The 25,433-nt window shown below is 73.7% G+C and carries 17 protein-coding genes; 10 read left to right on the forward strand and 7 right to left on the reverse strand.

What is annotated here, in order from left to right:
• Positions 1–12 precede the first annotated feature (12 nt).
• Positions 13–702 carry a cell division ATP-binding protein FtsE gene (gene ftsE, locus B079_RS0130815; protein WP_018549716.1) on the reverse strand — a complete coding sequence of 230 codons (690 nt, stop codon included), beginning with the start codon at positions 700–702 and terminating at the stop codon, positions 13–15.
• A gap of 232 nt (positions 703–934) precedes the next feature.
• Here ftsE and B079_RS0130820 point away from each other — a divergent pair, with 232 nt between their 5' ends.
• On the forward strand, positions 935–1,129 hold the full coding sequence (locus B079_RS0130820) for a hypothetical protein (protein ID WP_018549717.1): 195 nt from the start codon (positions 935–937) through the stop codon (positions 1,127–1,129).
• Between the two features lie 96 nt (positions 1,130–1,225).
• On the opposite strand, the gene B079_RS0130825 is transcribed toward B079_RS0130820, so the two are convergent.
• The 4 genes from B079_RS0130825 to B079_RS0130840 form a co-directional block, all read right to left on the reverse strand.
• Positions 1,226–2,038 carry a hypothetical protein gene (locus B079_RS0130825; protein ID WP_018549718.1) on the reverse strand — a complete coding sequence of 271 codons (813 nt, stop codon included), beginning with the start codon at positions 2,036–2,038 and terminating at the stop codon, positions 1,226–1,228.
• A 325-nt stretch (positions 2,039–2,363) separates the two neighbouring features.
• Positions 2,364–3,470, reverse strand: a complete 1,107-nt coding sequence (gene prfB, locus B079_RS0130830; protein ID WP_018549719.1) for a peptide chain release factor 2 — start codon at positions 3,468–3,470, stop codon at positions 2,364–2,366.
• Between the two features lie 299 nt (positions 3,471–3,769).
• Positions 3,770–4,990 (reverse strand): serine/threonine-protein kinase, encoded by a 1,221-nt coding sequence (locus B079_RS0130835; protein WP_018549720.1) that lies wholly within the window; start codon positions 4,988–4,990, stop codon positions 3,770–3,772.
• A gap of 260 nt (positions 4,991–5,250) precedes the next feature.
• Positions 5,251–6,915, reverse strand: a complete 1,665-nt coding sequence (locus B079_RS0130840; protein WP_018549722.1) for a serine/threonine-protein kinase — start codon at positions 6,913–6,915, stop codon at positions 5,251–5,253.
• Positions 6,916–7,278: 363 nt separating this feature from the next.
• On the opposite strand from B079_RS0130840, the gene B079_RS0130845 reads away from it, so the two are divergent.
• The 7 genes from B079_RS0130845 to B079_RS0130875 all read left to right on the forward strand — a co-directional run bounded on the left by B079_RS0130845 (position 7,279) and on the right by B079_RS0130875 (position 21,375).
• The gene (locus B079_RS0130845) at positions 7,279–10,608 is read left to right on the forward strand and encodes an FtsK/SpoIIIE domain-containing protein (protein ID WP_018549723.1); all 3,330 of its coding nucleotides are present in this window, start codon (positions 7,279–7,281) and stop codon (positions 10,606–10,608) included.
• A 197-nt stretch (positions 10,609–10,805) separates the two neighbouring features.
• Positions 10,806–12,212 carry an ABC transporter substrate-binding protein gene (locus B079_RS0130850; protein ID WP_018549724.1) on the forward strand — a complete coding sequence of 469 codons (1,407 nt, stop codon included), beginning with the start codon at positions 10,806–10,808 and terminating at the stop codon, positions 12,210–12,212.
• A 6-nt stretch (positions 12,213–12,218) separates the two neighbouring features.
• On the forward strand, positions 12,219–13,595 hold the full coding sequence (locus B079_RS0130855; protein WP_018549725.1) for a carbohydrate ABC transporter permease: 1,377 nt from the start codon (positions 12,219–12,221) through the stop codon (positions 13,593–13,595).
• On the forward strand, positions 13,592–14,491 hold the full coding sequence (locus tag B079_RS0130860) for a carbohydrate ABC transporter permease (RefSeq protein ID WP_018549726.1): 900 nt from the start codon (positions 13,592–13,594) through the stop codon (positions 14,489–14,491). Before B079_RS0130855 ends, B079_RS0130860 begins: the two co-directional genes overlap by 4 nt.
• A 150-nt stretch (positions 14,492–14,641) precedes the next feature.
• Positions 14,642–16,822, forward strand: a complete 2,181-nt coding sequence (locus B079_RS0130865) for a bifunctional glycosyltransferase/CDP-glycerol:glycerophosphate glycerophosphotransferase (protein WP_018549727.1) — start codon at positions 14,642–14,644, stop codon at positions 16,820–16,822.
• Positions 16,823–16,947: 125 nt separating this feature from the next.
• Entirely contained in the window at positions 16,948–19,149 is a 2,202-nt protein-coding gene (locus B079_RS0130870; protein WP_018549728.1) for a bifunctional glycosyltransferase/CDP-glycerol:glycerophosphate glycerophosphotransferase, read from the forward strand.
• A gap of 6 nt (positions 19,150–19,155) precedes the next feature.
• On the forward strand, positions 19,156–21,375 hold the full coding sequence (locus B079_RS0130875; RefSeq protein ID WP_018549729.1) for a bifunctional glycosyltransferase/CDP-glycerol:glycerophosphate glycerophosphotransferase: 2,220 nt from the start codon (positions 19,156–19,158) through the stop codon (positions 21,373–21,375).
• Between the two features lie 9 nt (positions 21,376–21,384).
• On the opposite strand, the gene B079_RS0130880 is transcribed toward B079_RS0130875, so the two are convergent.
• Complete coding sequence (locus B079_RS0130880) at positions 21,385–21,798, reverse strand: organic hydroperoxide resistance protein (RefSeq protein WP_018549730.1); 414 nt, start codon at positions 21,796–21,798, stop codon at positions 21,385–21,387.
• A 119-nt stretch (positions 21,799–21,917) separates the two neighbouring features.
• On the opposite strand from B079_RS0130880, the gene B079_RS0130885 reads away from it, so the two are divergent.
• Positions 21,918–22,448: a MarR family winged helix-turn-helix transcriptional regulator gene (locus B079_RS0130885; RefSeq protein WP_018549731.1), complete on the forward strand. Its 531-nt coding sequence runs from the start codon at positions 21,918–21,920 to the stop codon at positions 22,446–22,448.
• Here the strand turns inward: B079_RS0130885 and B079_RS0130890 are convergent.
• Positions 22,390–24,015 (reverse strand): glycosyltransferase family 39 protein, encoded by a 1,626-nt coding sequence (locus B079_RS0130890; RefSeq protein ID WP_234016905.1) that lies wholly within the window; start codon positions 24,013–24,015, stop codon positions 22,390–22,392. The two genes, B079_RS0130885 and B079_RS0130890, sit on opposite strands and share 59 nt — an antisense overlap.
• A 92-nt stretch (positions 24,016–24,107) precedes the next feature.
• On the opposite strand from B079_RS0130890, the gene B079_RS0130895 reads away from it, so the two are divergent.
• Positions 24,108–25,406, forward strand: coding sequence for a glycosyltransferase family 87 protein (locus B079_RS0130895; RefSeq protein WP_018549733.1), 1,299 nt, complete (start codon positions 24,108–24,110; stop codon positions 25,404–25,406).
• Positions 25,407–25,433: the final 27 nt, after the last annotated feature.

Consider the following 25,433-nt stretch of genomic DNA (forward strand, 5'->3'; position numbering starts at 1 on the left):
TCGTGAACTTGCTTAGTGCTGGTAGCCGTAGACGCCGCGGGCCTGGTCGCGCACCAGGCGTCCCTTCTCCAGCTCGATGACGCGCTTGCGCATCTGGTCCACGATGTTCTGGTCGTGCGTCGCCATGACCACCGTGGTGCCCGTCCGGTTGATGCGGTCGAGCAGCTTCATGATGCCGACGGAGGTCTGCGGGTCGAGGTTGCCCGTGGGCTCGTCCGCGATCAGCAGCTTGGGCCGGTTGACGAAGGCCCGTGCGATGGCGACGCGCTGCTGCTCACCACCGGACAGCTCGCCCGGTCTGCGGTCCTCCTTGCCGCCGAGCCCCACGAGGTCGAGGACCTGCGGCACGGACTTGCGGATCTCGCCCTTGGACTTGCCGATCACCTCCTGGGCGAAGGCCACGTTCTCCGCGACCGTCTTGTTCGGCAGCAGCCGGAAGTCCTGGAAGACCGTCCCGAGCTGGCGGCGCATCTGCGGCACCTTCCAGTTGGACAGGCGGGCGAGGTCCTTGCCCAGCACATGCACCTGGCCGTGGCTGCACCGCTCCTCGCGCAGCAGCAGCCGCAGGAAGGTGGACTTGCCGGAGCCGGACGACCCCACGAGGAAGACGAACTCGCCCTTCTCCACTTCGAGGGACACATCCCTGAGTGCGGGACGGGTCTGCTTGGGGTAGACCTTGGAGACACTGTCGAATCGGATCACGGATGCACCACGGGTCGCCGGGGGTAGATGAGCGTGACCATACGCGAACCGGCAGTGCCTACGCAGGGCCCGGTCGTGTTGGGCGACACTTGTGCGTTTTTGTACGGGCCACCGGGGCCGCTTTCCCGGGCGCCCGCGCTCTTTCCGGGGGAACCTGGCAGAGTGGAGGGGGAACGTTCTGGTTCCGCATGACGTTGTACGGGGTGAGGGCCTGCACGAGGAGGGCGAGCGCATGACGTACGACCGGTTGGTGTGCGCGAACTGCGCGGCTCCCGTGAGCGAGGGCCGGTGCCCGGTGTGCCGGGCCAGCCGGGAGCGGCTCCAGCAGCAGAACTTCTTCGCGGGGCTGAACCCGGTGGCGCTGATCGCGCTGCTCGCGGTGCTGATCGCCGCGGTGGCGCTGCTGGCGCACCAGACGGGGCTGTAGCGCGCGGCCGAGGGCCGCACGGACGCCGGAAGGGCCCGGAGCATGGGGATCATGCTCCGGGCCCTTCGCGTCACGTCAGTGGGCCGGTGACCGCGCTCAGGCGGCCGTGCCGCCCCGGCCGCCCGCGAGGCGCGGCAGGAAGCGGAAGGCGACGCCGCCCGCGATCATCGTGGCCGCACCGGCCAGCAGGAACATGGTCTCGCCCGCACCGGTCTCGGCCAGCTCCTTGTCGTCGCCGCCCTGCGGGGCGGTGTCCGAGCCGGTGTCGGTGAGCGCGGAGGTGCCCGCCTCCTGGGAGACGTTGTCGTTGCCGCCGCCGTCGGGGGTGGTGTTGTTGCCGCCGGTGGCGGAGCCGCCGCCGTTGCCGCCGGTGGTGGAACCGCCGGTGGAGCCACCGTCACCGCCGGTGCTGCCGCCGTTGCCGCCGGTCGAGCCGCCGTTGCCGCCGCCGGTGGTGGAGGTGCCGCCGGTGGTGTCGCCACCCGTGGAGGAGGTGCCGCCGGTGGTGGTCTCGCCGGTGGTGGAGGTACCGCCCGTGGTGGTCTCACCCGTGGTGGAGGTGCCACCGGTGGTGGTCTCACCCGTGGAGCCACCGATGGTGGTCTCGCCGATGGAAGCACCGATGGTGGTCTCACCCGTGGTGGAGGTACCGCCGGTGGTGGTCTCACCCGTGGAGCCACCGTTGGTGGTCTCACCGGTGGAGGAGTCGCCGCCGGTGGAAGAGTCGCCGCCGGTGGTGTCGCCCGGGTCCTCGCAGTTCGGGTCGGTGCCGAGGATGCCGCAGGTCGGGTCCGTGCTCGGGCCGCCCGGGTCGGCCGTCGCCACACCCGTGATCATCAGGGACGCACCGGCCGCCACCACGGCACCGGCGGCGATCCGTGCGACGCGTATCCGCGTCTTCTTCGTCATTGGTTGCTACCCCCAGTAGCTGAATCGTCCATGAGGCCGCGCGTGGGACTGGTCGTGCTCGACGGGAGTAGCCGACGGCTCCGGAACCGACGTACGCGTACGTGCCGGTCCCCAGGCCATCTCGTTCCCCCGGTTCACATGCGCCCCAACAGCTGCGCATACCGCGCTTCACCATTCCCATTTTTCAAAGCAGCGTCAAGGCCGTTGCGAGCGCAATGTCCGATGGGTGGGCGTATGCCGGGAGTTGAGGGACGTAACTGTGACGTAAGACGCCGGACATACGACAACTGCCGCCCGGAAGGCGGCAGTTGTCATGTCGACAAACTTACTTCTCCTGCTGCTTGCGCCAGCGAATTCCGGCCTCCAGGAAGCCGTCGATCTCGCCGTCGAGCACGGACTGCGGGTTGCCGACCTCGAACTCGGTGCGCAGGTCCTTGACCATCTGGTACGGGTGCAGGACGTACGAACGCATCTGGTTGCCCCACGAGCTGCCGCCGTCGCCCTTGAGAGCGTCCATCTTGGCGCGCTCCTCCTGGCGCTGGCGCTCGAGGAGCTTGGCCTGCAGCACGTTCATGGCCGTGGCCTTGTTCTGGATCTGGGAGCGCTCGTTCTGGCAGGAGACCACGATGCCGGTGGGGAGGTGGGTGAGGCGGACCGCGGAGTCCGTCGTGTTCACGCCCTGGCCGCCGGGGCCCGAGGAACGGTAGACGTCGATGCGCAGGTCCGACTCGTCGATCTCGACGTGGTCGGTCTGCTCCACCACCGGAAGCACCTCGACGCCCGCGAAGGAGGTCTGGCGGCGGCCCTGGTTGTCGAAGGGCGAGATGCGCACCAGGCGGTGGGTGCCCTGCTCGACGGAGAGCGTGCCGTACGCGTACGGGATCTGGACGGCGAAGGTGGTCGACTTGATGCCGGCCTCTTCGGCGTACGACGTCTCGTAGATCTCGGTCTTGTAGCCGTGGCGCTCGGCCCAGCGCAGGTACATGCGCTGCAGCTGCTCGGCGAAGTCGGCGGCGTCGACGCCGCCCGCCTCGGCGCGGATGTTGACCAGCGCCTCGCGGGAGTCGTACTCACCGCTGAGGAGGGTACGGACCTCCATCTCGTCCAGCGCCTTCTTCACCGCGACCAGCTCGGACTCGGCCTCGGCGAGGGTGTCCGGGTCGTCCTCCTCCTCGGCCATCTCGAAGAGGACGGCGAGATCGTCGATCCGGCCGCGCAGCGCTTCCGCCTTCCTGACCTCGGCCTGGAGGTGGGAGAGCTTGCTGGTGATCTTCTGCGCCTCGTCCGGGTTGTCCCAGAGGGACGGCGCCGCCGCCTGCTCCTCGAGCACGGCGATGTCTGCCCTCAGCTGGTCGAGGTCCAGGACGGCCTCGATCGACTCCATGGTCGAGGAGAGGGACTTCAGCTCTTCGGATACATCGACGACTGCCACGCTCCCAGCGTAACGGCTCCGCCGGGTGGCGAGGTCCGGTGGCGGGGGGTGCGGGTGGGTGCGGGGCGCTGCAGCGAGCCTCCTGGGGGCTGCCGCCCCCAGCCCCCCGCTTCGGCCCTGAAGGGGCCTCGTCCTCAAACGCCGGACGGGCTGGATGGGCGGAACCTGGGCTATGCAGCGGCCGGAGGACACGCACCGTCGCCGGTTCACGCGCCCCCGCCCCCAGCGTCCCAACCCCGATGCCTCGGCTTTCTGCCAACCGAGACGGGCGGGTGGGTGGGAAATGGGGCCCCAGAGGGTCACGGGCTTGATGTTGTCTGGGTTTCCTGGGGGGGCTGGTCGTCGCTCGATGTGGCCCAGACTCCGTAGCCGACTGCCGCTGCCAGGAGGGTGCCTGCGATCGTCAAGGTCAGCTTGCGGCGGCGGGCTGCGGCTCGGTGGCGGGCTGAGCCGGGACGGGGGGCGCCGGAGGGACGCGGAGCGCGGGCCGTGCCGTGGGCGCCCCCGGCGAGTTCGTCGGGGGCGGGGACGCGCATGGAGGTGTGGGTGTCGCGGTTGGAGTCGGGGCGGGCGCCGGGGACGAGGGAGACGGCGCCTCGACGGCGTACGGCGTCGCCCGGGGCCGTCGCGGGGACCGGTTCCTCCGGGGTTCCCTCCGCCTCCGAGTCCGGCTCGTCCACCTCCAGCGGGGGCAGGCCCGCGAGGGAGGGGAGCTGTTCGCGCAGGCGGGCGGCCAGTTCCGAGGCGCGCAGGCGGGAGGCGGGGCCCTTGGCCAGGCACTGGACGATCAGTTGCCACAGCTCCTCGGGGATCCCGGGGAGCGGGACGACCGTCTCGGTGACATGGCGCCGCAGCACCGCGCCGGGATGCCCGCCGCCGAACGGGGTGAAGCCCGCGAGGAGTTCGTACAGGACGGTCGCCAGCGCGTAGATGTCCACGGCGGCGCGGGGCGGAAGGCCCTCGACGATCTCGGGGGCCAGATAGTCCGGCGTGCCGATGATCTTCGTGGCGCGGGTCCGCTTCGGGGTGTCGATGAGCTTGGCCACGCCGAAGTCGGTGAGCAGCGCGGGGTGGGCGCCGCCGGGGCCGAGGGGGCCGCGCATGTCGAGAAGGATGTTCTCGGGCTTGACGTCACGGTGGACGACGCCCGCGGCGTGCGCGGCGGCGAGACCGTCCGCCACGTCGGCGACGATCGCGACGGCCGCCTCGGGCGACAGGCGCCGCTCGCGCTCCAGGCGGGTGCGCAGGTCGGTGCCCCGGACGAGGTCCATGACCAGGGCGAGGTCGTTGCCGTCGACCACCAGGTCGCGCACGGTGACGATGTGCGGGTGCTCCAGGCCGAGCAGCGCCGTGCGCTCCTGGACGAAGCGTCCGACCAGCTCCTGGTCCGACGCGAGGTCCTCGCGCAGCAACTTGATCGCGACGGGACCGTCCGGCCCCTCGCCCAGCCACACCGTCCCGGCGCTGCCCCGCCCCAGGATCTGGTTCGCGGTGTACCGGCTGCCGATCTTCCGTGCCAAGACTGCTCCTACAGACGCGCGTTGCCGCCGCCGCGGCATACCGGGACGCGGGGCACGCCGCGGCCCCACCCCGGGCCCCCGGCCGACATACGAGGACTCCAGAGCGACAAAACTACGCGTCCGACAGCTCCACCTTCACCGCGGAGCCGGAAATCACCCCGTGGATGTCGACAAGTCCCCAGAACCGCGTGTCCGGAGTCACGCACGGAGCCACGCCGGAGTCACGTCCGGCGCGCCTCCCGTGTCACCGGCCCGACGGCTCAGTTGCTGCCCGAGGAACTGCCGAGGTTGCTCACCCAGTCGTAGGCGTCACCCGCCCAGTTGCTCAGCTGGTCCCAGTAACCCTGCCCCTTGCCGACCCACTCGTGCAGCGGGGTCAGGTCCCAGATGAGCCAACCCGCGACGAAGAGGATGATCAGGGTGAAGAGGCAGCCCTTGAGGCAGCCGAGGCCGGGGATCTTCATGGGGTTGGCGCCGCGCTGGCGGGGGGCCCGGGGTTCGGGGGCCGGGCGCTGCGGGGCGGCGGGTGGGGCGTAGCGCTGCTGGGGCTGGGGCGGTGGGGCGTACTGCTGGGGCTGGGGGGTCTGGCGGCGCGGCTGGGGGCGCTGCTGAGGCTGCTGGGCGGGGCGCGGCGGGTGCTGGGGGCGGGCGACCTGCCGCTGGGGGCGGCGGCGCAGCGGGTCCTCGTCCGGGTCGATGTACTGGACCTGGGTCTGGTCGTTGCGGTCGCGGGCGGCGCGCAGCTGGGTCTGCCAGGGGTGCGGCTGGTCGGGCGGCCCCTGCTGGTCCTGGCCGTAGCCGCCGTACTGCCCGGGCTGACCGGGCTGGCCCGGCTGGTTCTGCGGCACCGGCGGCATGACCGCCGTCGGATCGGCCGCACCCGAGAAACCCGTGTTCGGCAGGACACTGGTGGCCGCGTTGGGGTCGTACGCCCCGAAGGGGCCCTGCGCCGCGTTGGTCGGCAGCACCTGGGTCGGGTCGGCGGAGCCGGGCACGCCCGGGACGGAGGCCGGGGCCGGGTCCGGGGCGAGCAGCGCGCCCACGCCCTCGGCGGCGGCGATCTGCGCGGGGTTGGCGTGCACCCCGACGCCCTCGGCGACGACCCGCAGCGCACGGGCCAGGTTCTCGGCGCTGGGCCGCTCGGCGGGGTTCTTGCGCAGGCAGCGCTCTATGACCGTCCACAGCGGGTCGGGGATCGTGGAGGGGCGGCGCGGCTCGGCGCTCAGGTGCTGGTGCAGCACCTCCAGGGCGGTCGCGCCGGAGAACGGCGGGCGGCCGGTGACCAGCTCGTAGAGCAGGATGCCCGCGCCGTAGATGTCGACGGCGGAGGTCTGCGGGCGCCCCTCGGCGGACTCGGGCGCGACATAGGCCGGGGTGCCGACGAACTCGTGGGTGCGGGTCAGCCCCGGGGAGTCGGCGAGGCGCGCGATGCCGAAGTCGGTCAGCATCGGGTGCATCTGCTGGTCGTACTGGCGCAGCAGCACGTTCGCGGGCTTGAGGTCGCGGTGGACCACCCCGTCCGCGTGGCTCGCGGCGAGCGCGTCGGCGACCTGCGCGGTCAGCAGGGCGGCGGCCACCGGCGAGAAGGGGCCGTTCTCGCGCAGGTAGCGGTGCAGGTCGGGGCCGTCCACCAGGTCCATGACGAGGGCGAGCAGATCGCCCTCGACGACCAGGTCGCGGACCTGGACGATGTTGGGGTGGGTGAGCCGGAGCAGCACGGAGCGCTCGCGCAGGAAGCGCATCACGATGTCCGGGTCGCTCGCCAGCTCCTCCTTGAGGACCTTGATGGCGACGGTCTCGCCGGGGGCGCCCGGCACGGCCGCCTCGGCGCCCGCGGTCTCCCGCTGCCGGGCCCGCCAGACAGTGCCCGTGGCGCCGCGCCCGAGAGGCTCCTCGAGCAGGTACTTACTGCCGACTGGCCGCACGTCACGCGCTCCCTGCTGCTTGCTGACTGCTTGCTGGCTTGCTTGCGCGCCGGTCTCCCGGCGTTCCGACCCACTGTAGTGGGGCCCTCTGGGCAGTACGTGAGCGTTCCCGCCCATGTTCGGGGGAAAGACGCTCACCTCGGTCCTCCGGTTGCCCGGTCCTGGACGTGACCGATCTCAAATGATCAACGGCGCGTTCCTGGTCAGGCACTTTTGGGGGCAGAGCTGACCAATCAAGATCACTTGACGTCGGAGCGTGGGCACGTGCCCGGCGACAGGTGCGAGGATGCCTCCAGTACTGGCCGAAGTGCCCGTGCGGGGGTGGGGGCGCCCGCGACGGGGCAGAAGGGACCGCTGACGGCGATGCAGATCCGGCTGACCGTCGTAGATCCGCTCGGCGCGTCCTCCCGGCGCGGCCGTGCCGCGAGCCGGGACGTGCTGGTCACGGCGCCCGTGGGCACCGACCTGGGCGCGGTCGCACCCGCACTGGCCGTGGCGGTCACCGGCGAGAGCGGCGCGGGCCGCGACACCGGCGGCGCCCCGGTGGTGCTGTACGCGGGCGCGGAGCGCCTGGACACCCGCCGCCACACCCTGGGCGAGCCCCCGCTGGTGGACGGCGCCGTGCTCTCCCTGGGCGCCCCGGCGGCCACCGAGCCCGACCCGGAGCCGGACGGCGCCCCGACCCAGCTGCACGTGGTCGCGGGCCCGGACGCGGGCGGGGTCCATCTGCTGCACGGCGGCCGGATAACGGTCGGCCGCTCCGCCGACGCCGACGTGCCCCTGGACGACCCGGACGTCTCCCGGCTGCACTGCGCGGTCACCCTCGCCGCCGACGGCCGGGTCTCGGTGACCGACCTCGGCTCCACCAACGGCACCACCCTCGACGGCACCCGGGTCACCGAGCGCCCCCTGCGCTTTCCCGAGGGCGCCTTCCTGCGCATCGGCGAGTCCGCCCTGCGCCTCGCCCCGTCCGCCCGTGCCGCCCGCATACCGACGGTGCCGGACGGCGAGGGATGCGTGCGGGTGCCGCTGGGCGCCGCACGCGGGTCGAGCATCCCGGGCACCGGGTACGACGGCACGGAGCCGCCCGCGTACGACGGCACGGACACCGGCCACGGCACAGGCACCGGCTACGGCACGGGCGGCGCGAGCGCCCTGGACGCCCGCCCCGGGTACGGCACGCCCCACGGCCCCACCGAGCACACCTACGGCCTCGCCACCCCCGGCGGCCCCGAGCACCGGCGCCCCGAGCGGACCGTGCCGGAGCAGGCGGGCGCCCCGCGCATCGAGAGCCGCGCCGAGGACCACCCCGGTGACCACCGCACCCACTACGCCACCGGCCCGCACGCCCCGGCCACGTCCGACCCCCACACCGGGCACCACGGCGCCCCGCAGACGGCGACCGAGGGACCGTACGCCGACGCCCCCTACGACACCCCGGGCGACGACACTCCGTACGACGACCCCTACGACGACGGCCCCACCCGCAAGAACACCCCCCTGCGCGGCACCGACCTCCCCCAGGGCGCCCGGCGCCGGGGCGGTCTGGGTGCCTGGGCGCGCAAGCTGACCGGGGGCCGCCCCGAGGAGCAGCGGGCCGAGGAGACCCGCACCGACCACCGCACGCTGGTCCAGGACACCCGCCGCCCCGAGACCTGGCCCGACCCCGCCGCGCTGCTGCTGACCGCGCTGGGCCCCGGGCCCCGGCTGTGGGAGCGCGGCCCCGGGCACCCCGAGGCGCTGACCGTGCGGCTGGGCACCGCCGACCGGCCCGCGCCGGACGGTGCGGGCCGCCTTCCCGCCGTACCGGTGACGACCGCGCTGCGCGAGGCGGGCGCGCTGGGCCTGGCGGGACCGCGCCCCCGGCTGGCGGGACTCGCGCGCGCCGTGCTGGCGCAGCTCGCCGCGCTGCACTCGCCCGAGCTGCTGGAGATCGTGCTGATCAGCGCGGACCACTCGCGCCCGTTGGAGGAACGGCTCGCGGAGTGGGCGTGGCTTGGCTGGCTGCCGCATGTCCGCCCCGGCCACGGGCAGGACTGCCGGCTGCTGCTCGCGTACGACCGCGAGCAGGCGGCGGCGCGTACCGAGGAGCTGCTGCGCCGGGTGGCGGACCCGGCGGCGCCCGGACCCGTCGCGCACCCCGGCCCGTACACGGTGGTCGTGGTGGACGGCGACCCCGGCGGGGCGGCTCTGCGCGAGGCGGTGGCGCGGCTGGCCGTGGCCGGGCCGCGCGCCGGTATCCATGTGGTGTGCCTGGCGGAGACGGCGGCCTGTTCGCCCGCCTCGCCGGTGGCGGGGACGTACGACGACGCGTGCGCGGTCACGCCGACCTTCCGGCACTGCGGCGCGGTGGCGCTGCTCAGCGGGGACGTGGCGAGCGCGCTGCGGCTGATGCGGGTGGCGCCGACCGGTCCGGTGGGTCCGGGTGCGGTGGCGGCCGTGGACGCGGTGTCGGCGGCGTGGGCGGAGCGGTTCGCGCGGGCGCTGGCGCCGCTGCGTCCGCAGGGTCCGGTGGGCGGTCCGCAGGCGCCGGTGGCCGTGCCGCTGCCCCGCTCGGCCCGGCTGCTGGACGAACTGGGCCTGGCCCGCGCGACCCCGGCCTCGCTGATGGCGCGCTGGGCGGACGCGGCCGACGACACCGAGTCGCTGGGCGGCCGGGCGCGCGCGGTGCTCGGGGCCGGACCGCACGGTCCGGTGACCGTCGACCTGGTGACCGAGGGGCCGCATCTGCTGATCGAGGGGCCGCCCGGCAGTGGCCGTACCGAGCTGCTGCGGGCGGTGGTGGCCTCGCTGGCCGCCGCCGAGCGGCCCGACCGGCTCGGCCTGGTGCTGATCGACGGCCGCGACGGCGTGGGCACCGGGGCGGGGCTCGGCGACGGGCTGCGGGTGTGCACCGACATCCCGCATGTGACGACCCATCTGCTGGCCAACGACCCCGTCCGCATGCGGGAGTTCGCGCAGTCGCTGAGCGCGGAGCTGAAGCGGCGGGCCGAGCTGGTGGGCACGACCGACTTCGCGCACTGGCACGCGGGGCGCGCGGTCTCGGACCGGATGGTCGCGCAGCGCGCCCACGGCGGGCGCCCGGGTGATCTGGAGTCGCCGCCGAGCACCACGCTGCGGCTGCGGCCCGGTGCGGCGGCCCGGCAGCGGGCCGAGGCGGCGCCCGCGCTGCCCCGGCTCGTGGTGGTCGTGGACGACCTGGACGCGCTGGTCTCCCCCGCGCTCGGCTCGCCGGGACGGCCCGCCGCCGGTTCGGTGCTGCGCGCCCTTGAAGCGGTGGCCCGCGAGGGCGAGCGGCTCGGCGTGCACCTGGTGGCGGCGACCGGCACCGACGGCCGTACGGCGCAGACGGAGCCGGTGCGGCGGGCGGCCCTGCGGGCGGTCCTCGACGCGCCGCCCTCGGAGCGGAGCGGGGACACGAGCGGTGAACCGGCGCCGGGGCGCGGCAGGCTGGCGTACCGGGACGGACGCGCGACCGGCTTCCAGGGCGGCCGGGTGACGGGCCGTATCCCGCGCACCGCGACCCAGCGGCCGACCGTGCTGCCGCTGGAGTGGCAGCGGATGGGCGATCCGCCCGCCCGCCGCCCGGTGCGCGAGCTGGGCAACGGCCCGACCGATCTCGCCCTGCTCGCGAGCGCGGTGGAGCGGGCGGCCCGGCAGGTGTCGGCCGAACAGGTGCCCTCGCTGCTCTAGGGCCTTTCGCGCACGCAGCGCTCCTCGCGCGCATACCCCCACCGTCACGAGCCGGTCACGATGCGCGGCCGTACGGCGCACGCGCTCTTGCCGCTGCCGTACGGCCCGGCGTACACCGGAGCCCGGGACCGTGTGCACGGGTGCACCGTGCGCGAGAGCGGTCCGGCGTTCAACGGAGAACGACGAACGGGGAAGTGATGCGCCGTACGAGCGACACCAGCCGGACGAACCGGGCCATGAACCGGCCCCTGAACCGGGCCGCCCGCTCCACCGCGCTCGCCGCGCTGCTCGCGGGGGCCCTGGCGCTCACCGCCTGCTCCGGCGGCGGCGGTGACAAGGACAAGGGGGAGAAGAGCGGCGGGTCCACCGGCTCGACCGTGACCCTGCCGAAGCTGGACGGCGCGCACCTGGAGGTCGCCGCGGTCTGGACCGGCACCGAGCAGAAGAACTTCAAGAAGGTCCTCGCGGAGTTCGAGAAGCGCACGGGCGCCACGGTGACGTTCGTGCCCGCGCAGGACCCGATCATCAACTTCCTCGGCTCGAAGATCGCGGGCGGTCAGCCCCCGGACGTGGCGCTGCTGCCGCAGCCGGGCGCGATCAAGCAGGCCGTGGACAAGAAGTGGGCCAAGCCGCTGGGCCCCGAGGCCCTGAAGGAGCTGTCGAAGAACTACTCCCAGGGCTGGCAGGACATCGGCAAGGTCGACGGCAAGAGCTACGGCGTCTACTACAAGGCCGCCAACAAGTCGCTGATCTGGTACAACGCGGCGGTCTTCGACAACGCGGGTGCCAAGGTGCCGAAGACCTGGCCGGAGCTGCTGACCAGCGCGCAGGCGGTCTACGACTCCGGGGTGACCCCGTTCTCGGTGGGCGGTGCGGACGGCTGGACGCTGACGGACTGGTTCGAGAACGTCTATCTCTCCCAGGCGGGCCCGGAGAAGTACGACCAGCTGGCCCAGCACGAGATCAAGTGGACCGACCCGTCGGTGAAGAAGGCGCTCACCACGCTCGCGGAGGTCTGGGGCAAGAAGGACTACGTGGCGGGCGGTGCGGACGGCGCGCTCCAGACGGAGTTCCCCGCCTCGGTCACCCAGACCTTCAGCGGGGGCGACCAGCCGAAGGCCGCGATGGTCTACGAGGGCGACTTCGCGCAGGTCAACATCGGGGAGACCAAGGCGAAGGTGGGCACGGACGCCAAGGTGTTCCCGTTCCCGGCGGTGGGCTCGACCGCGCCGGTGGTCTCCGGCGGCGACGCGGCCGTGATCCTCAAGGACTCCAAGGCTGCGCAGGCGCTGGCCACCTTCCTCGCCTCCCCGGACGCGGCGACCATCCAGGCCAAGCTCGGCGGCTATCTCTCCCCGAACAAGAACGTGCCGGACTCCGCCTATCCGAACGAGGTGCAGCGCACCATCGCCAAGGCGCTGATCGCGTCCGGGGACGACTTCCGGTTCGACATGTCCGACCAGGCCCCGCAGGCGTTCGGCGGCACCCCGGGCAAGGGCGAGTGGAAGGACCTCCAGGACTTCCTGAAGAACCCGAAGGACGTGGCGGGCACCCAGCGGCAGCTGGAGAAGGACGCGGCGACCGCGTACGGGAACGGGAGCTGACCGGTGATGTCACCGGAAGCGGCGGCCGGGGCCCCGCCGGGCCCGGCGGTGTCGAAGGAGCCGAAGAAGAGGAACAGCGGTCCGCGCGGCAGCCGCCGGAGCGTCACCGGCACCCGCAGGACCGTCGCCGCCCTCTTCCTGCTCCCCGCCCTGGTGCTGCTCGGCGCGCTCGTGGTCTACCCCATCGGGTACTCGCTGGTCCGCAGCTTCTACGACGCCTCGGGCGACCACGCGGCCGGGTTCGCCAACTACAAGGCGATCTTCACGGACGACGGCATCCGCACCGCCCTGAAGAACAACATCATCTGGGTGGTGTTCGCGCCCACCGTCTCCACCGCGCTCGGCCTGGTCTTCGCGGTGCTGACCGAACGGGTGCGCTGGGGAACGGCGTTCAAGCTGGTCGTCTTCATGCCGATGGCGATCTCGATGCTGGCCGCCGGGATCATCTTCCGGCTGGTGTACGACCAGGACCCGGACAAGGGGGTCGCCAACGCGGTCTGGGTCGGGGTGCACGACACCTTCGCGCAGTCCTCGGCGTTCCCGAAGGCGCACCCGGGCCGTGAGTCGCCGCTGGTCGCGCAGGGCGGGGGCTTCGTCACCAAGGACCCGGTGCGCGCGGGCACCCCGGTCGCGCTGCCGCTGGTCGGGGTGGCCCCGGACCAGCTGCCGGACGACGTGAAGCGGGCCGTCGCCGCGCGTCCCGAGCCCGGCCGGGTCACCGGGACGACCTGGCAGGACTTCACCCGGGGCAAGGGCGTCGGCAGGCTCGGCGCCCCGGACCCCTCGGAGGTGGGGTACGCCGGGATGCGGATCGAGGCGGTGAAGGACGGCCGGGTGGTGGCGTCCACGAAGGCCGCCGCCGACGGCACCTTCAGCCTCCCCGCAACCGCCGACGGGGCCCAACTCCGGCTCCCGGCAGCCAACTTCAAGGAGGCGTACAACGGCGTCGACTGGCTGGGCCCGGCCCTGGTCACCCCGGCGATCATCGGCTCGTACGTGTGGATGTGGGCGGGCTTCGCGATGGTGCTCATCGCGGCCGGGCTCGCCGGTGTCCCGCGCGAACTCCTGGAGGCGGCCCGGGTGGACGGGGCGAGCGAGTGGCAGGTGTTCCGCAAGGTCACCGTGCCGCTGCTCGCGCCGATCCTGGCGGTGGTCACGGTCACCCTGATGATCAACGTGCTCAAGGTGTTCGACCTCGTCTACATCATCGCGCCGGGCTCGTCCCAGGACGACGCCAACGTGCTGGCCCTGGAGCTGTACCGCAAGGGCTTCGCGGAGGGGCAGCCGGGCGTCGCGAGCGCCATCGCGGTGTTCCTGCTGCTCCTGGTGATCCCGGTGATGCTGTTCAACATCCGGCGGCTGCGGCGGGAGGAGCGGCGATGACGACGATCACCGAGAACGTCGGAGGGAAGTCCGCCGCGCCGGCACGGACCCCGCTGGGAGCCCGGCTCACCGCGCGCCTCGGTGGCTCTCTGGTGCGGGCGTTCCTGCTGGTGGTGGGCCTGTTCTGGCTGGTGCCGACCATCGGGCTGCTCATCTCCTCGCTGCGCTCACCGGAGGACATGAGCGCGAGCGGCTGGTGGCAGGTGTTCGCCGAGCCCTCCCAGCTGACCGTGGACAGCTACCGCAGGCTGCTGGAGAACGGCGACATCACGCACTCGCTGGTCAACACCGTGCTGATCACGGTCCCGGCGACGGTCCTGGTGGTGCTGATCGGCTCGCTCGCGGGGTACGCGTTCGCGTGGATGGAGTTCCCGGGGCGGGACTGGTGGTTCCTCGCCGTGGTGAGCCTGCTGGTGGTGCCGGTGCAGGTGGCGCTGATCCCGATCGCCGAACTCTTCGGGAAGATCGGCCTGTTCGGGTCGATCCTCGGGGTGATCCTGTTCCACGTCGGCTTCGGGCTGCCGTTCGCGGTGTTCCTGCTGCGGAACTTCTTCGCGGAGATCCCGCGCGAACTCCTGGAGGCGGCCCGGCTGGACGGCGCGGGTGAACTCCGGCTGTTCGCACGGGTGGTACTGCCGCTGGGCGGTCCGGCGATCGCGAGCCTCGGCATCTTCCAGTTCCTGTGGGTGTGGAACGACATGCTGGTGGCGCTGGTGTTCACCAAGTCCGGCTCCCAGCCGATCACGGTCGCCCTGCAGACCCAGGTACGGCAGTTCGGCAACAACATCGACGTGCTCGCGCCCGGCGCGTTCCTGTCGATGGTGATCCCGCTGGCCGTGTTCTTCGCGTTCCAGCGGCAGTTCGTGTCCGGTGTGATGGCGGGCGCGGTCAAGTAGCCGCGAGCAGAACGTTTTTGCGGAGCGGGGGCGGTCCTGGACGGGCCGCCCCCGTGACATGTCCCCCGTATGCCGTAGGGACCGTAACCAAGTCACCCGGACGGCCGTTGCCGGGCAGAAGGCCCGCGCCGAGCGACCCATGGATGTCCCTTGCCCAGGTTCAGCGTCATCGTCCCCGCGTACGAGGTCCAGGCGTATCTCTCCGAGTGCCTGGACTCGGTGCTCTCGCAGTCGTACGCCGATCTCGAACTGATCGCCGTGGACGACGGATCGCCGGACGCGTGCGGCACGATCATCGACGAGTACGCGGGCCGCGACGCCCGGGTCCGCCCCCTGCACCTGACCGCGAACCAGGGCCTCGGACCTGCCCGCAACGCGGGAATGGCCGGGGCGACCGGCGACTATCTCCTCTTCCTGGACGGCGACGACACCCTCACCCCGCACACCCTGCGCGCGGTCGCGGACCGGATCAGCCAGACCGGCGACCCGGACGTGCTGGTCTTCGACTACGCGCGCACCTACGGCGACGGCCGCGAGGTCCGCAACCGGGAGGCCGCCCGGCTGGCCGAGCGCGGCCCGGCCCCCTTCCGCCTGGTGGAGCGGCCGGGTCTGCTGCGGGTGCTGATGGTGGCCTGGAACAAGGCCTACCGGCGGGAGTTCGTGGAACACGGCGAGCTGGTCTTCCCGCCGGGCTACTACGAGGACACCCCCTGGACCTTCCCGGTGCTGATGTCGGCGGACACCATCGCCACCCTGGACCGGGTCTGCGTGCACTACCGCCAGCGCCACTCCGGCTCCATCCTGCGCACCACCAGCGACCGGCACTTCGACGTCCTCGACCAGTACGAGCGGGTCTTCGCCTATGTCGACGCGCGGCCCGAACTGGACTGCTGGCGCCCGGAGTTGTTCCACAAGATGGTCGAGCACTACGCGACCGTCTTCAGCCGCCCCGACCGGCTGCCGCGCCGCAGCCGCCCCCGCTTCCTGCGCCGGGCCCGCGCCCACTACCGGCGCTACCGGGTGGCGGCCCCCCGGCCCTCCCGGCCTGCCCGTCCCTCCCGCCGCGCCCGGGCCCGGCACGCGCTGATCCGCTTCGGGCTGCACCGCACCTACCGCACCCTGCTGCTGGTCTCGGCGGTGCGCCGCCGCACCCGCGCCTGCGCCACCGACCGGGTGCGGGCGCTGCGGGCCGCCGCGCTGCGGCTGCACTACCGGGTCCAGCTGCGGCTGCCGCTGCGCGAGGACGACGCGGTGTTCGCCGACTGCGGGGGCACGGGGGGCGGTGACCCGGCCGCGCTCGCGGAGGCGCTGCGCACCCACGCCCCGCACATCCGCACCGCCTGGATCGCGCACCCCGGGCAGCCCTGTCCCGGCGGTACGCGACCGCTGCGGCCCGGGTCCGCCGCCTGCTGGAGCGCGCTGGCCCGCTCCAAGTACCTGATCAGCAACGGGGTGTTCGCGCCCGGCGTGCGCAAGCGCCCGGGGCAGATCTTCCTCCAGACCGGCGACATGGCCCCGTGGACCGACACCGCTCCCGCGACCCGCCCGCACGCCCTGTGGGACTACACCCTCTCCCCCGGCCCGCACACCGCCCCGCCCGCCGAACGGACGCACCCGGTCCCCGGCACGACCCTGGCCTACGGCCGCCCGCGCAACGACGTGCTCCAGCGGGCCGCTCCGGCCGACGTGACCCGGCTGCGCACGGCGCTGGGCATCCCCGAGGGCACCGTCGCGATCCTCTACGCCCCGGGCCGCCGGGACCATCCGTACACCCGGCGCCCCGTCCTCGACCTGGAGCGGCTGGCCCGCGAGCTGGGGCCGCGCTTCGTCGTGCTGGTCCGCGCCGGGCAGGCGCCGGTGCTCTGGCGGCGCGAGATCCCGGGCGTCCTGGACGTGTCCGCGCATCCGAGCGCGGCCGAGGTGTGTCTGGCGGCGGACGCGCTGCTCACCGACGGCGCACCGCTGATGTTCGACTACGCGGGCCTGGACCGGCCGATCGTGGTGCACGCCGGGGACGGCTTCCCCGGCGCCCCCGGCGAGGTCGCGGGGGACGAGGACGAGGTGATCGGCCTGTTCGTCTCCGGCCGCTGGCGCGATCCGGGCGCGGACGGGCCCCGGGCGGCCTTCCGGGAGCGGTTCTGTCCGCTGGACGACGGCCGGGCCGCCGAGCGGATCGTGCGGCACGTCATGCTCGGCCGGGCGGACGGGCTGCCCGAGGTGATCCCGGTCGTGGACCGGCGCCCGGTGCCCTCCGCCGCCGCGCGCGCCCTCGCGCCGCCGGTCCCGGTGCCGCAACCCGCCACGCCGCGCCCCGTCACCGACGGCCGCTGAACACCGTTGGATCTCCCGGGAGTTCCCATGCCCCGCTCCACGACGCGGCCCACCCCGAGCCGGCCCTCCACCTGGCGCCCCGCGGGCCGCCCCGGCCGCGTCCGCAAGACGACAGAGAGAGCAGAATGCCCCGCTTCAGCATCATCGTCCCCTCGCACGGGGTCTCGGGCCGGCTGTCCCAGGCCCTGGACTCGGTCCTCGCCCAGTCCTTCGACGACCTGGAGCTGATCCCGGTCTGCGACGACGCCGAGTCCCCGGCCGCCCAGGTCGCGGCCGAGTACGCCCGGCGCGATCCCCGGGTGCGCCCGGTGTACTCGCCGCCGTCGGCGGGGCTCAGCGGGGCCCGCAACACCGGGACGCGGGCGGCGCGCGGGGCGTACGTGCTGTTCCTGGACGGCGACGACCTGCTGCTGCCCGGTGCGCTCGCGGCGGCGGACGCCCGGCTGACCGAGACCGCCGGGGTGGACGTGCTGCACTGCGCGTACGAGCGCGTCCCCTGGTGGGAGGGCGATCCGGCCAACCCGGCGGCCCCGCTGCTGGCCAAGGCGCCGAAGGGGGCCTTCGACCCCGCGATGGTGCCCGAGCCGTTCGGCTCACGGCTGCCCGCCTGGAGCGCGGTGTACCGCCGGGTCTTCCTCACCGAGCACGAACTCGCCTTCCCTGACGGGCACTTCACCGACCTCGGCTGGGCCGGACTGGTCGCGGTGGCCGCGCGCCGGGCCGCCGTGCTGCGCCGCCCGCTCATCAGGCACCGCGCCCGCCGCCAGGGCAGCAGGCTGAACCTGCCGGGCGCCCACCAGCACACCCTGCTGGACCAGGTGGAGCTGGTGCTGACCCGGGCCGCCGGGGCCGGGCTGCCCGCCGCACGGCGGCGGGCACTGTTCGACCAGCTCTTCGCCGAGGTCCTGAAGACGGCCTCCCGTCCGCACCGGCTCCCCTCCGGACACCGGAGGTTCTTCCGCCGGGCCGCCCGCCTCTACCGCCGTCACCGCCCCGCCGGACACCGCTTCCCGGACGGCAGCCTCGGGGTGCAGCACCGGCTGCTGGCGGTGGGCGCGTACAGCGCGTTCCGGGCGCTGCGCGGCGCCAACCGCGCCGCCGCCGGAGTCCTCGCCCGGCTCCCCCGCCCCCGCATGGCGCGCACCCGGCTGCGCTACGCCCGCGCCCTGCGCCGTCCACTGGACCCCAACCTGGCGGTGTACTGCGCCTATTGGGGCCGGGGCTATGCCTGCAACCCGGCCGCGATCCACGCCAAGGCCCGCGAACTCGCCCCGCACATCCGGTCGGTGTTCCTGGTGGAGGCGGGCCAGGAGCACACGCTGCCCAACGGCGTCGAGCACGCGGTGCTCGGCTCGCACCGCTCCTGGGAGCTGCTGGCCCGCGCCAAGTACCTGGTGAACAACGCCAACTTCGCCGAGGGAGTCGTCAAGCGCCCCGGCAGCGTCCACCTCCAGACCCAGCACGGCACCCCGCTGAAGACGATGGGCGTGGACCAGTCGACGTACCCGGTGGTGGCCTCGCGCTCGGGGAGCTTCACCAAGCTGCTCGGCCGGGTGGACCGCTGGGACTTCAACCTGTCCGCCAACCGGCACTCGACCCAGATGTGGGAGCGCGCCTTCCCGGGCTCCTACGAGCAGCTGGAGTACGGCTATCCGCGCAACGACGTGTACTGCACGGCGACTTCGGAAGACGTGGCCCGTGTCCGCCGCGAGCTGGGCGTGCCCGAGGGCCGCACCGCCGTGCTGTACGCGCCGACCCACCGCGACTGGGCGGACGGCTTCGAAACCGGCCTGGATCTGGAGGAGTTCTGCCGCGCGGCCGGTGACGACGTGGTGGTGCTGCTGCGCGCCCACTACTTCTACGACCGTGGCACGGCCCGGAGTTCGGACCGGATCATCGACGTGACCGCGCACCGCTCCGCCGAGGACGTGTGCCTGGCGGCGGACGCGCTGATCACGGACTACTCCTCGATCATGTTCGACTACGCCAACCTGGACCGCCCGATCGTGATCTACGCCGACGACTGGGAGGTCTACCGCGAGACCCGGGGCGTCTACTTCGACCTGATGGCCGCCCCGCCGGGCCCGGTCGCCCGGACGCCCGAGGAGCTGGCCCGGATCTTCCGCGAGGGCACGTACGCGGGCCCGGAGTCCCGGGAGCTGCGGGCCGAATTCCGGGAGCGGTTCTGCCAGTTCGACGACGGGCGGGCCGCCGAGCGGGTCGTACGCCGGGTGCTGCTCGGGGAGCCGCCCGAGGCGCTTCCGCCGGTGGTGCCGCTCGCGGAGCGTGTCCCCGCCCCCGCCGCCGCGACCCTCGTGAGGAGCTGACCCGCCGTGCCCCGCTTCAGTGTGATCGTGCCCTGCTTCAAGGTGCAGGGCTTCCTGCGCGCGTGTCTGGACTCGGTGCTCGGCCAGTCGTACGCCGACCTGGAGGTCATCGCCGTCGACGACCGCTCCCCGGACGGCTGCGGCGCGATCCTGGACGAGTACGCCGCGCGCGACTCCCGCGTCACCGTGCTGCATCTGCCGGAGAACGTGGGCCTGGGCCGCGCCCGCAACGCCGGGATGCCGCACGCCACCGGCGACTACCTCCTCTTCCTGGACAGCGACGACACCCTGACCCCGGGCGCGCTCAAGGCCGTCGCGGACCGCCTGGACGAGACCGCGGACCCGGACGTGCTGGTCTTCGACTACGCGCGCACCTACTGGTGGGGCGGCACCCGGCGCAACGTCCTCGCCCATGTGCTGGCGGAGTCGGGGCCCGGCACCTTCACGGCGGCCGACCGGCCGGAGATCCTGGACCTGCTGATGGTGGTGTGGAACAAGGTCTACCGGCGCGACTTCGTGACCGAGCACGGCTTCGCCTTCCCGCCCGGCTACTACGAGGACACCCCCTGGACCTTCCCGGTGCTGCTGAGCGCCGGGCGGATCGCGGCCCTGGACCGGATCTGTGTGAACTACCGGCAGCGGCGGCAGGGCAACATCCTGTCCACCACGAGCCGCAAGCACTTCGACGTCCACGACCAGTACGAGCGGGTCTTCGCCTTCGTGGAGGCGCGTCCGGAGCTGTGGGTGTGGCGGCCGTATCTGCACCGCAAGATGGGCGAGCACTGCCTGGACATCCTCGCCAAGCCGGACCGGCTGCCGCCCGCCGACAAAGCGGAGTTCTTCCGGCGCACGGCCGAGCTGTTCCGCGCGCACCGGCCCGAGGGCGCCGAGGTGACGGGCGAGACGGCGGTACTGACCGGCGGCTACCGGGCGTATCTGGTGCGCCGTCAGGCGGCGCGGGCGGCCCGCGAGGCCCGGCGGCGGGCGGGGCGGCTGCGCGGGACGGCGTCCGCGCGGGCCCGGCGCGGCTGGACGGCGCTGCACGGGCTGCGCCCGCTCGACCCCGATCTGGTGGTCTACTCGGCGTCCTCGCACCGGGGGATGCGGGGCGACCCGGCGGCGGTGTACCGCGCGGCCGAGGTGATCGCGCCCCGGCTGCGCGGGGTGTGGGTGGTCCGGGACGAGGAGACGGCGGCGGGGCTGCCGGAGGGCACCGAGTACGTCGTCGTCGGCTCGCGGCGCTACGGCGAGGTCACCGCGCGCGCGACGTTCTTCGTCAACGACGTCAACTGGCCCGGTGATCTGGCCAAGCGGCCCGGCGCGGTGCACATCCACACCCACCAGTGCACCCCGCTGAAGTACCTGGGCGCCGATCTGCTGGACCGGCCGGGGGCGCGGCTCGGCTTCGACGTGCCGAGGATGCTGCGCCGGGCCGACCGCTGGGACCACAGCCTGGTCGCGAGCCGGTACGCGGAGCTGGTGTGGGAGCGGGCCTATCCCTGCCATTTCGCCTCGGCGCGCACGGGCAGTCCGCGCAACGACGTGCTGGTGCGCTCGGGCGCGCTGCGCGGCGCGGACTTCCGGCTGCGGCACGGCATTCCCGAGGACCACACGGTGGTGCTGTACGCCCCGACCCGGCGCGACTACCAGCGCGGCGGTCATGTGGACCGTCCCGATCTGGCCCGGTTCGCGGCCGGTCTGGGGGCGGGGCACACGCTCGTGGTCCGGCTGCATCCGACGCTCGCGGCCGGTCCGGCGCGCGGGCTGGGGCTCGCGGAGCTGGCCCGGCGCGGGGTCGTGGTGGACGCCACCGACGAGCCGGACACGGCGGAGGTGCTGCTCGCGGCGGACGCGCTGGTGACGGACTACTCGTCGATCATGTTCGACTACGCCACCCTGGACCGCCCGATCGTGCTGCTCGCGGACGACCATGCCACCTTCGCGGCGAGCCGGGGGACCTACTTCGACGTGACGGCGGAGCCGCCGGGGCACGTGGCGTACACGGAACGCGACCTGGTCCGGCTGTTCGCGTCCGGCTCGTGGCGGGACGCGGACGCGGCGGCGCTGCGGGCCGCCTTCCGGGCGCGGTTCTGCGCGTACGAGGACGGCCGGGCCGCCGAGCGCGTGGTGCGCACGCTGCTGCTCGGCGAGCCCATGCCGGACGCCCCGGCGGCGCGTGTCCCCCGTCCGGCGATGGGCGACGGGGTGCTCACGCCGTCGCCCTGAGGCCGGGGTTCACTCGATGACGAGGTCGACCTCGATGTTGCCGCGGGTGGCGTTGGAGTACGGGCACACCTGGTGGGCGGTCTCGACCAGCTTGCGCCCTGTCTCCTGGTCCACGGTGTCGGGCAGCTCGACGCGCAGCGTCACCTTCAGGCCGAAGCCGTCGCCCTGCTTGCCGATGCCGACCTCGGCGGTGACGGCGGCGTCGCTGACGTCCACCTTGGCCTGGCGGCCGACCAGGCCGAGCGCGCTGCCGAAGCAGGCCGCGTACCCGGCGGCGAAAAGCTGCTCCGGGTTGGTGCCCTGGCCGTTGCCGCCCATCTCCACCGGCATGGCCAGGGCGAGGTCGATGCGGCCGTCGGAGGAGACGGCGCGGCCCTCGCGGCCGTGGGTGGCGGTGGCGACGGCGGTGTAGAGCGCGTCCATGGGGACCATCCCTCTCAGGAGTCGGGTGCGGCGGTGTTCCACCGTTCTCATGACTTCGAGTAGAGCACGCAATTAAATTGTGCGCAACCAAATGGCGCCTGCTTGGTTATCCTGGACGCATGACCGCCTCGCCCACCCCGCCCGCAGGCACCGCCCCGAGCGTCGACACCGCCTCGTCCGCCGCCGAGGCCGACTGGCTCCGGCTCGACCGGCAGATCTGCTTCTCCCTGCACGCCGCGTCCCGCGCGTTCAACGGCGTCTACCGGGTCCTGCTGAAGGACCTCGGGCTCACCTATCCGCAGTACCTCGTGATGCTCGTGCTGTGGGAGCGCGGGGATCTGCCGGTCAAGGCGCTCGGGGAGCATCTGCGGCTCGACTCGGGCACGCTGTCCCCGCTGGTCAAGCGGCTGGAGTCGGCCGGTCTGGTGCGCCGGGAGCGCAGCGCGCTCGACGAGCGCTCGGTGCGGGTGCGGCTCACCGAGGAGGGCGTGGCGCTGCGCGAGCGGGCCCTGGAGGTGCCCCGCCGGATCGCGGCCGCGACCGGCGCCGACCCGGCGGAGATCGGCGAGCTGCGCGAGCGCCTGGACCGCCTCACCTCGGCGCTGGACGCGGCGGTACGGGACCTGGAGGCGTCCCCGGAACCCCGCTGACCCCGGCCCGCCGGACGTACAGCCGTACGCTCGCGTCCGGGCTCAGGGTCTCCTCGACGGGCGTGAACTCCTCGGCCAGCAGGGCCATCTTGGCCCGCTCGGCGGCCCCGGCCGGGCTCCAGCGCCCCTCCATCAGATCCCGGTCGGCCACCACCCACACCCGGTCGAGCCGTGCCAGCCGGGCCCGCAGCAGCGCCGGGTCCGCCTCCCGGCCGTACAGCGTCCCGGAGGGGGCGACCGGCGACAGCAGGGCCACGTCCCGGACGCCCCGGAAGGCGTCCGGGTAGGCGAGGGCCGCGTTGCGCGCCTGCGCGGGCAGGAACAGCACCGGCTGTCCGGGCCGCACCGCGTGCTCCGCGACCCGGGCCACGGCGCCGAGGTCGTCCGGCCGGTTCGCGGGGTCGCGGTCGGCGCGCAGCAGCGGGAGCTGTCCCAGGTAGGCGAGGCCGAGCAGCGCGACGCCGAACGCGGCGGCGAGGGAGGGGAACCACCGGCCGCCGGTCGTCGGCAGACACCTGCGCACCACCGCGTCCGCCCCCGCCGCCACCAGGAGCGGCGCCCCCGAGAGGGCGTAGAGCACATACCGGTCGACGTACAGCGGGGACAGCTGCGAGGCCAGCATCAGGGCGGCGGGCGGCACCACGGTCAGGGGCAGGCACAGCCGCGCGAGGGTCAGTCGCCCGCGGGGTGCGGCCAGGCCCGCGAGGCCGAGCAGGGCGAGCGGGAGGCAGGTCCAGTACAGCGGGTCGCTCTCGCCGAGGAAGGCGCGCAGCAGACCCTGGGCGGTGTCCCAGGTCGGCGGGCCGAGCCAGGCCAGCTGGGCCGACTGGGCGTGCGAGACCAGGGCCATCGGCAGCAGCGCGAGGACGACCGCGCCCGCCGCGCGCCCCCAGCCGCGCCACACCCGCCGGTCCGCGCGGGCCAGCGCCAGCGACACCGCGTGGGCGAGCAGCAGCAGGACGGCGAACTCGTGCAGCCAGCAGGTGAGTCCGAGCAGCAGGCCGTAGGAGCGCCAGGAGTTGGTGCGCACCGCGCGGGTCAGGAGCAGGGTGGCGCCGGTGGCCCCGGCGGCGACGAGGGCGTAGGAGCGGCCCTCCTGGGCGTAGTGCCCGGCCATCGGGGTGATGGCGTACAGCAGTCCGGCCCACAGGCCCACGCGCGGGCCCGCGAGGCGGGTGCCGAGCGTGCCGACCAGGGCGGCGGTCACCGTCGCCGCGCACACCGAGGGCAGCCGCAGCAGGACCTCGTCGGGGCGGACGGCGAGGACGGCGTGCATGAGCAGGTAGTAGAGGCCGTGCACGGCGTCCACACTGTGCAGCAGCCGCCAGATGTCCGGCACCCCGCGCCGCGCGACCTGGAGGGTGACGGCCTCGTCCCGCCATGTCCCGCCCCGGTCCACGCCCCACAGTCCGAGCGCGAGCATCACCGCCGCGGGCACCACCGCGGCCAGTGCCCCGCGCCCCGGTGCCCGGACGGTCGCCCGGTCCGCCGCCCGTACCGGTACGACTGCCGCTTCTCCCGCCGCGTCGAGCGGCTGCGGTTCCACAAGAGGCCCGACGTTCACCACGGCCCGATCTTTTGCGATGAGACAACCTTTTATGACCATTGACGGCGTATCGGCGTGGATACACCATCCACCCGGATTACGCTCCCCCCTCGATGAAGCGCCTTGGTGTCACCCCCGGACCGGTCCTCGCCCTCACCGCCGCGTGGCTCGCCACCCGCGCCCTGATGCTGTGGCTGCTGGCCCACTCCGCCGCGCCCCTGCTGGGCGGGGGCTCGGTGACGCGTGAGGTGTCGCGGCTGTACTTCCACTGGTACGGCGTGCTGTCCAACGGCGCGTTCCCCACCCAGGACACGATGTGGCAGTACCCGCCGGGCGCCGGACCGGTGCTGCTGGCCCCCGGCGCGCTGCCCGGACTCGACTACCTCCAGGGGTTCGTGACCCTGGTGCTCCTCACGGACGCGCTGATCACGGCGCTGCTCGTGGCCGCCGCCCGGCGGCCAGGGCGGAGCCTGAAGGGCGCGGCCCTGTGGACCGGCGGGCTGCCGCTGCTGCTGCACATCCCGCTCGCCCGCTACGACGTCCAGGTCACCGCGCTCGCCGTGCTCTGTCTGCTGACGCTGGGCCGCTCCCCGCGCCTGGGCGGGGTGTTCGGGGCGCTGGGCGCGCTGGTGAAGGTGTGGCCCGCGCTCGCGCTGCTCGGTGTGCCGAGGGGCCGGGCCACCCGGACGGCGTGGGCCTGGTCGCTGGGCGCCGGGTGCGCGGCCCTCGCCCTGCTCGCGGTGCTCTTCAGCGACCCGCTCTCCTTCCTGGGCGAACAGAGCGGCCGGGGCGTGCAGATCGAGTCGCTGGGCGGCACCCTCCTCAACCTGGCCCGGCACGCGGGCTGGCCCGGCCTGGTCCGCTACCAGTACGGCGCGACGGAGCTGGTCGGCCCCGGGGTGCGCGCGGTCGCCGGGATCTCGCTGGCGCTCACGGCGGCCGTGTTCGCCCTGCTGGTGCTGTGGCGGCTGCGGGCCCGGCGCTGGAACCCGGCCACGCCGTACGACACCGCGCTCACGGCCGTGCTGCTGTTCACCGTGACCAGCCGGGTGATCAGCCCGCAGTATCTGGTCTGGCTGCTCGGTCTGGCCGCCGTGTGTCTGACCTCCCGGCACACCTCCCAGCGCCCGGTGGCCGTGCTGGTCCTCGCGGCGACCGCGCTCAGCAGCCTGGTCTTCCCGGTGTGCTACGGCGAGGTGACCGGCGGCAGCTGGGCCGGCGGTCTGCTGGCGCTGGCCCGCATCGGGCTGCTGGTGGCCGCGGCGGCGTGGTCCTTCGTGCGGCTGTGGCGATCCACGCGCCCGGCGCCGGGGCCGTCCACGCCGGTGCCCACCCCCGCGACGGCGGCCTCCCCGGCGGAACCGCGCGCCGATTCCGACCGTCTTCCGGAACGACCACTGAGTATCTCTTAACAGGGTATTACCGAATATTCCTACGCT

Origin of the sequence: Streptomyces sp. LaPpAH-108, from assembly GCF_000373625.1 — a bacterium.
Classification (GTDB): Bacteria; Actinomycetota; Actinomycetes; order Streptomycetales; family Streptomycetaceae; genus Streptomyces.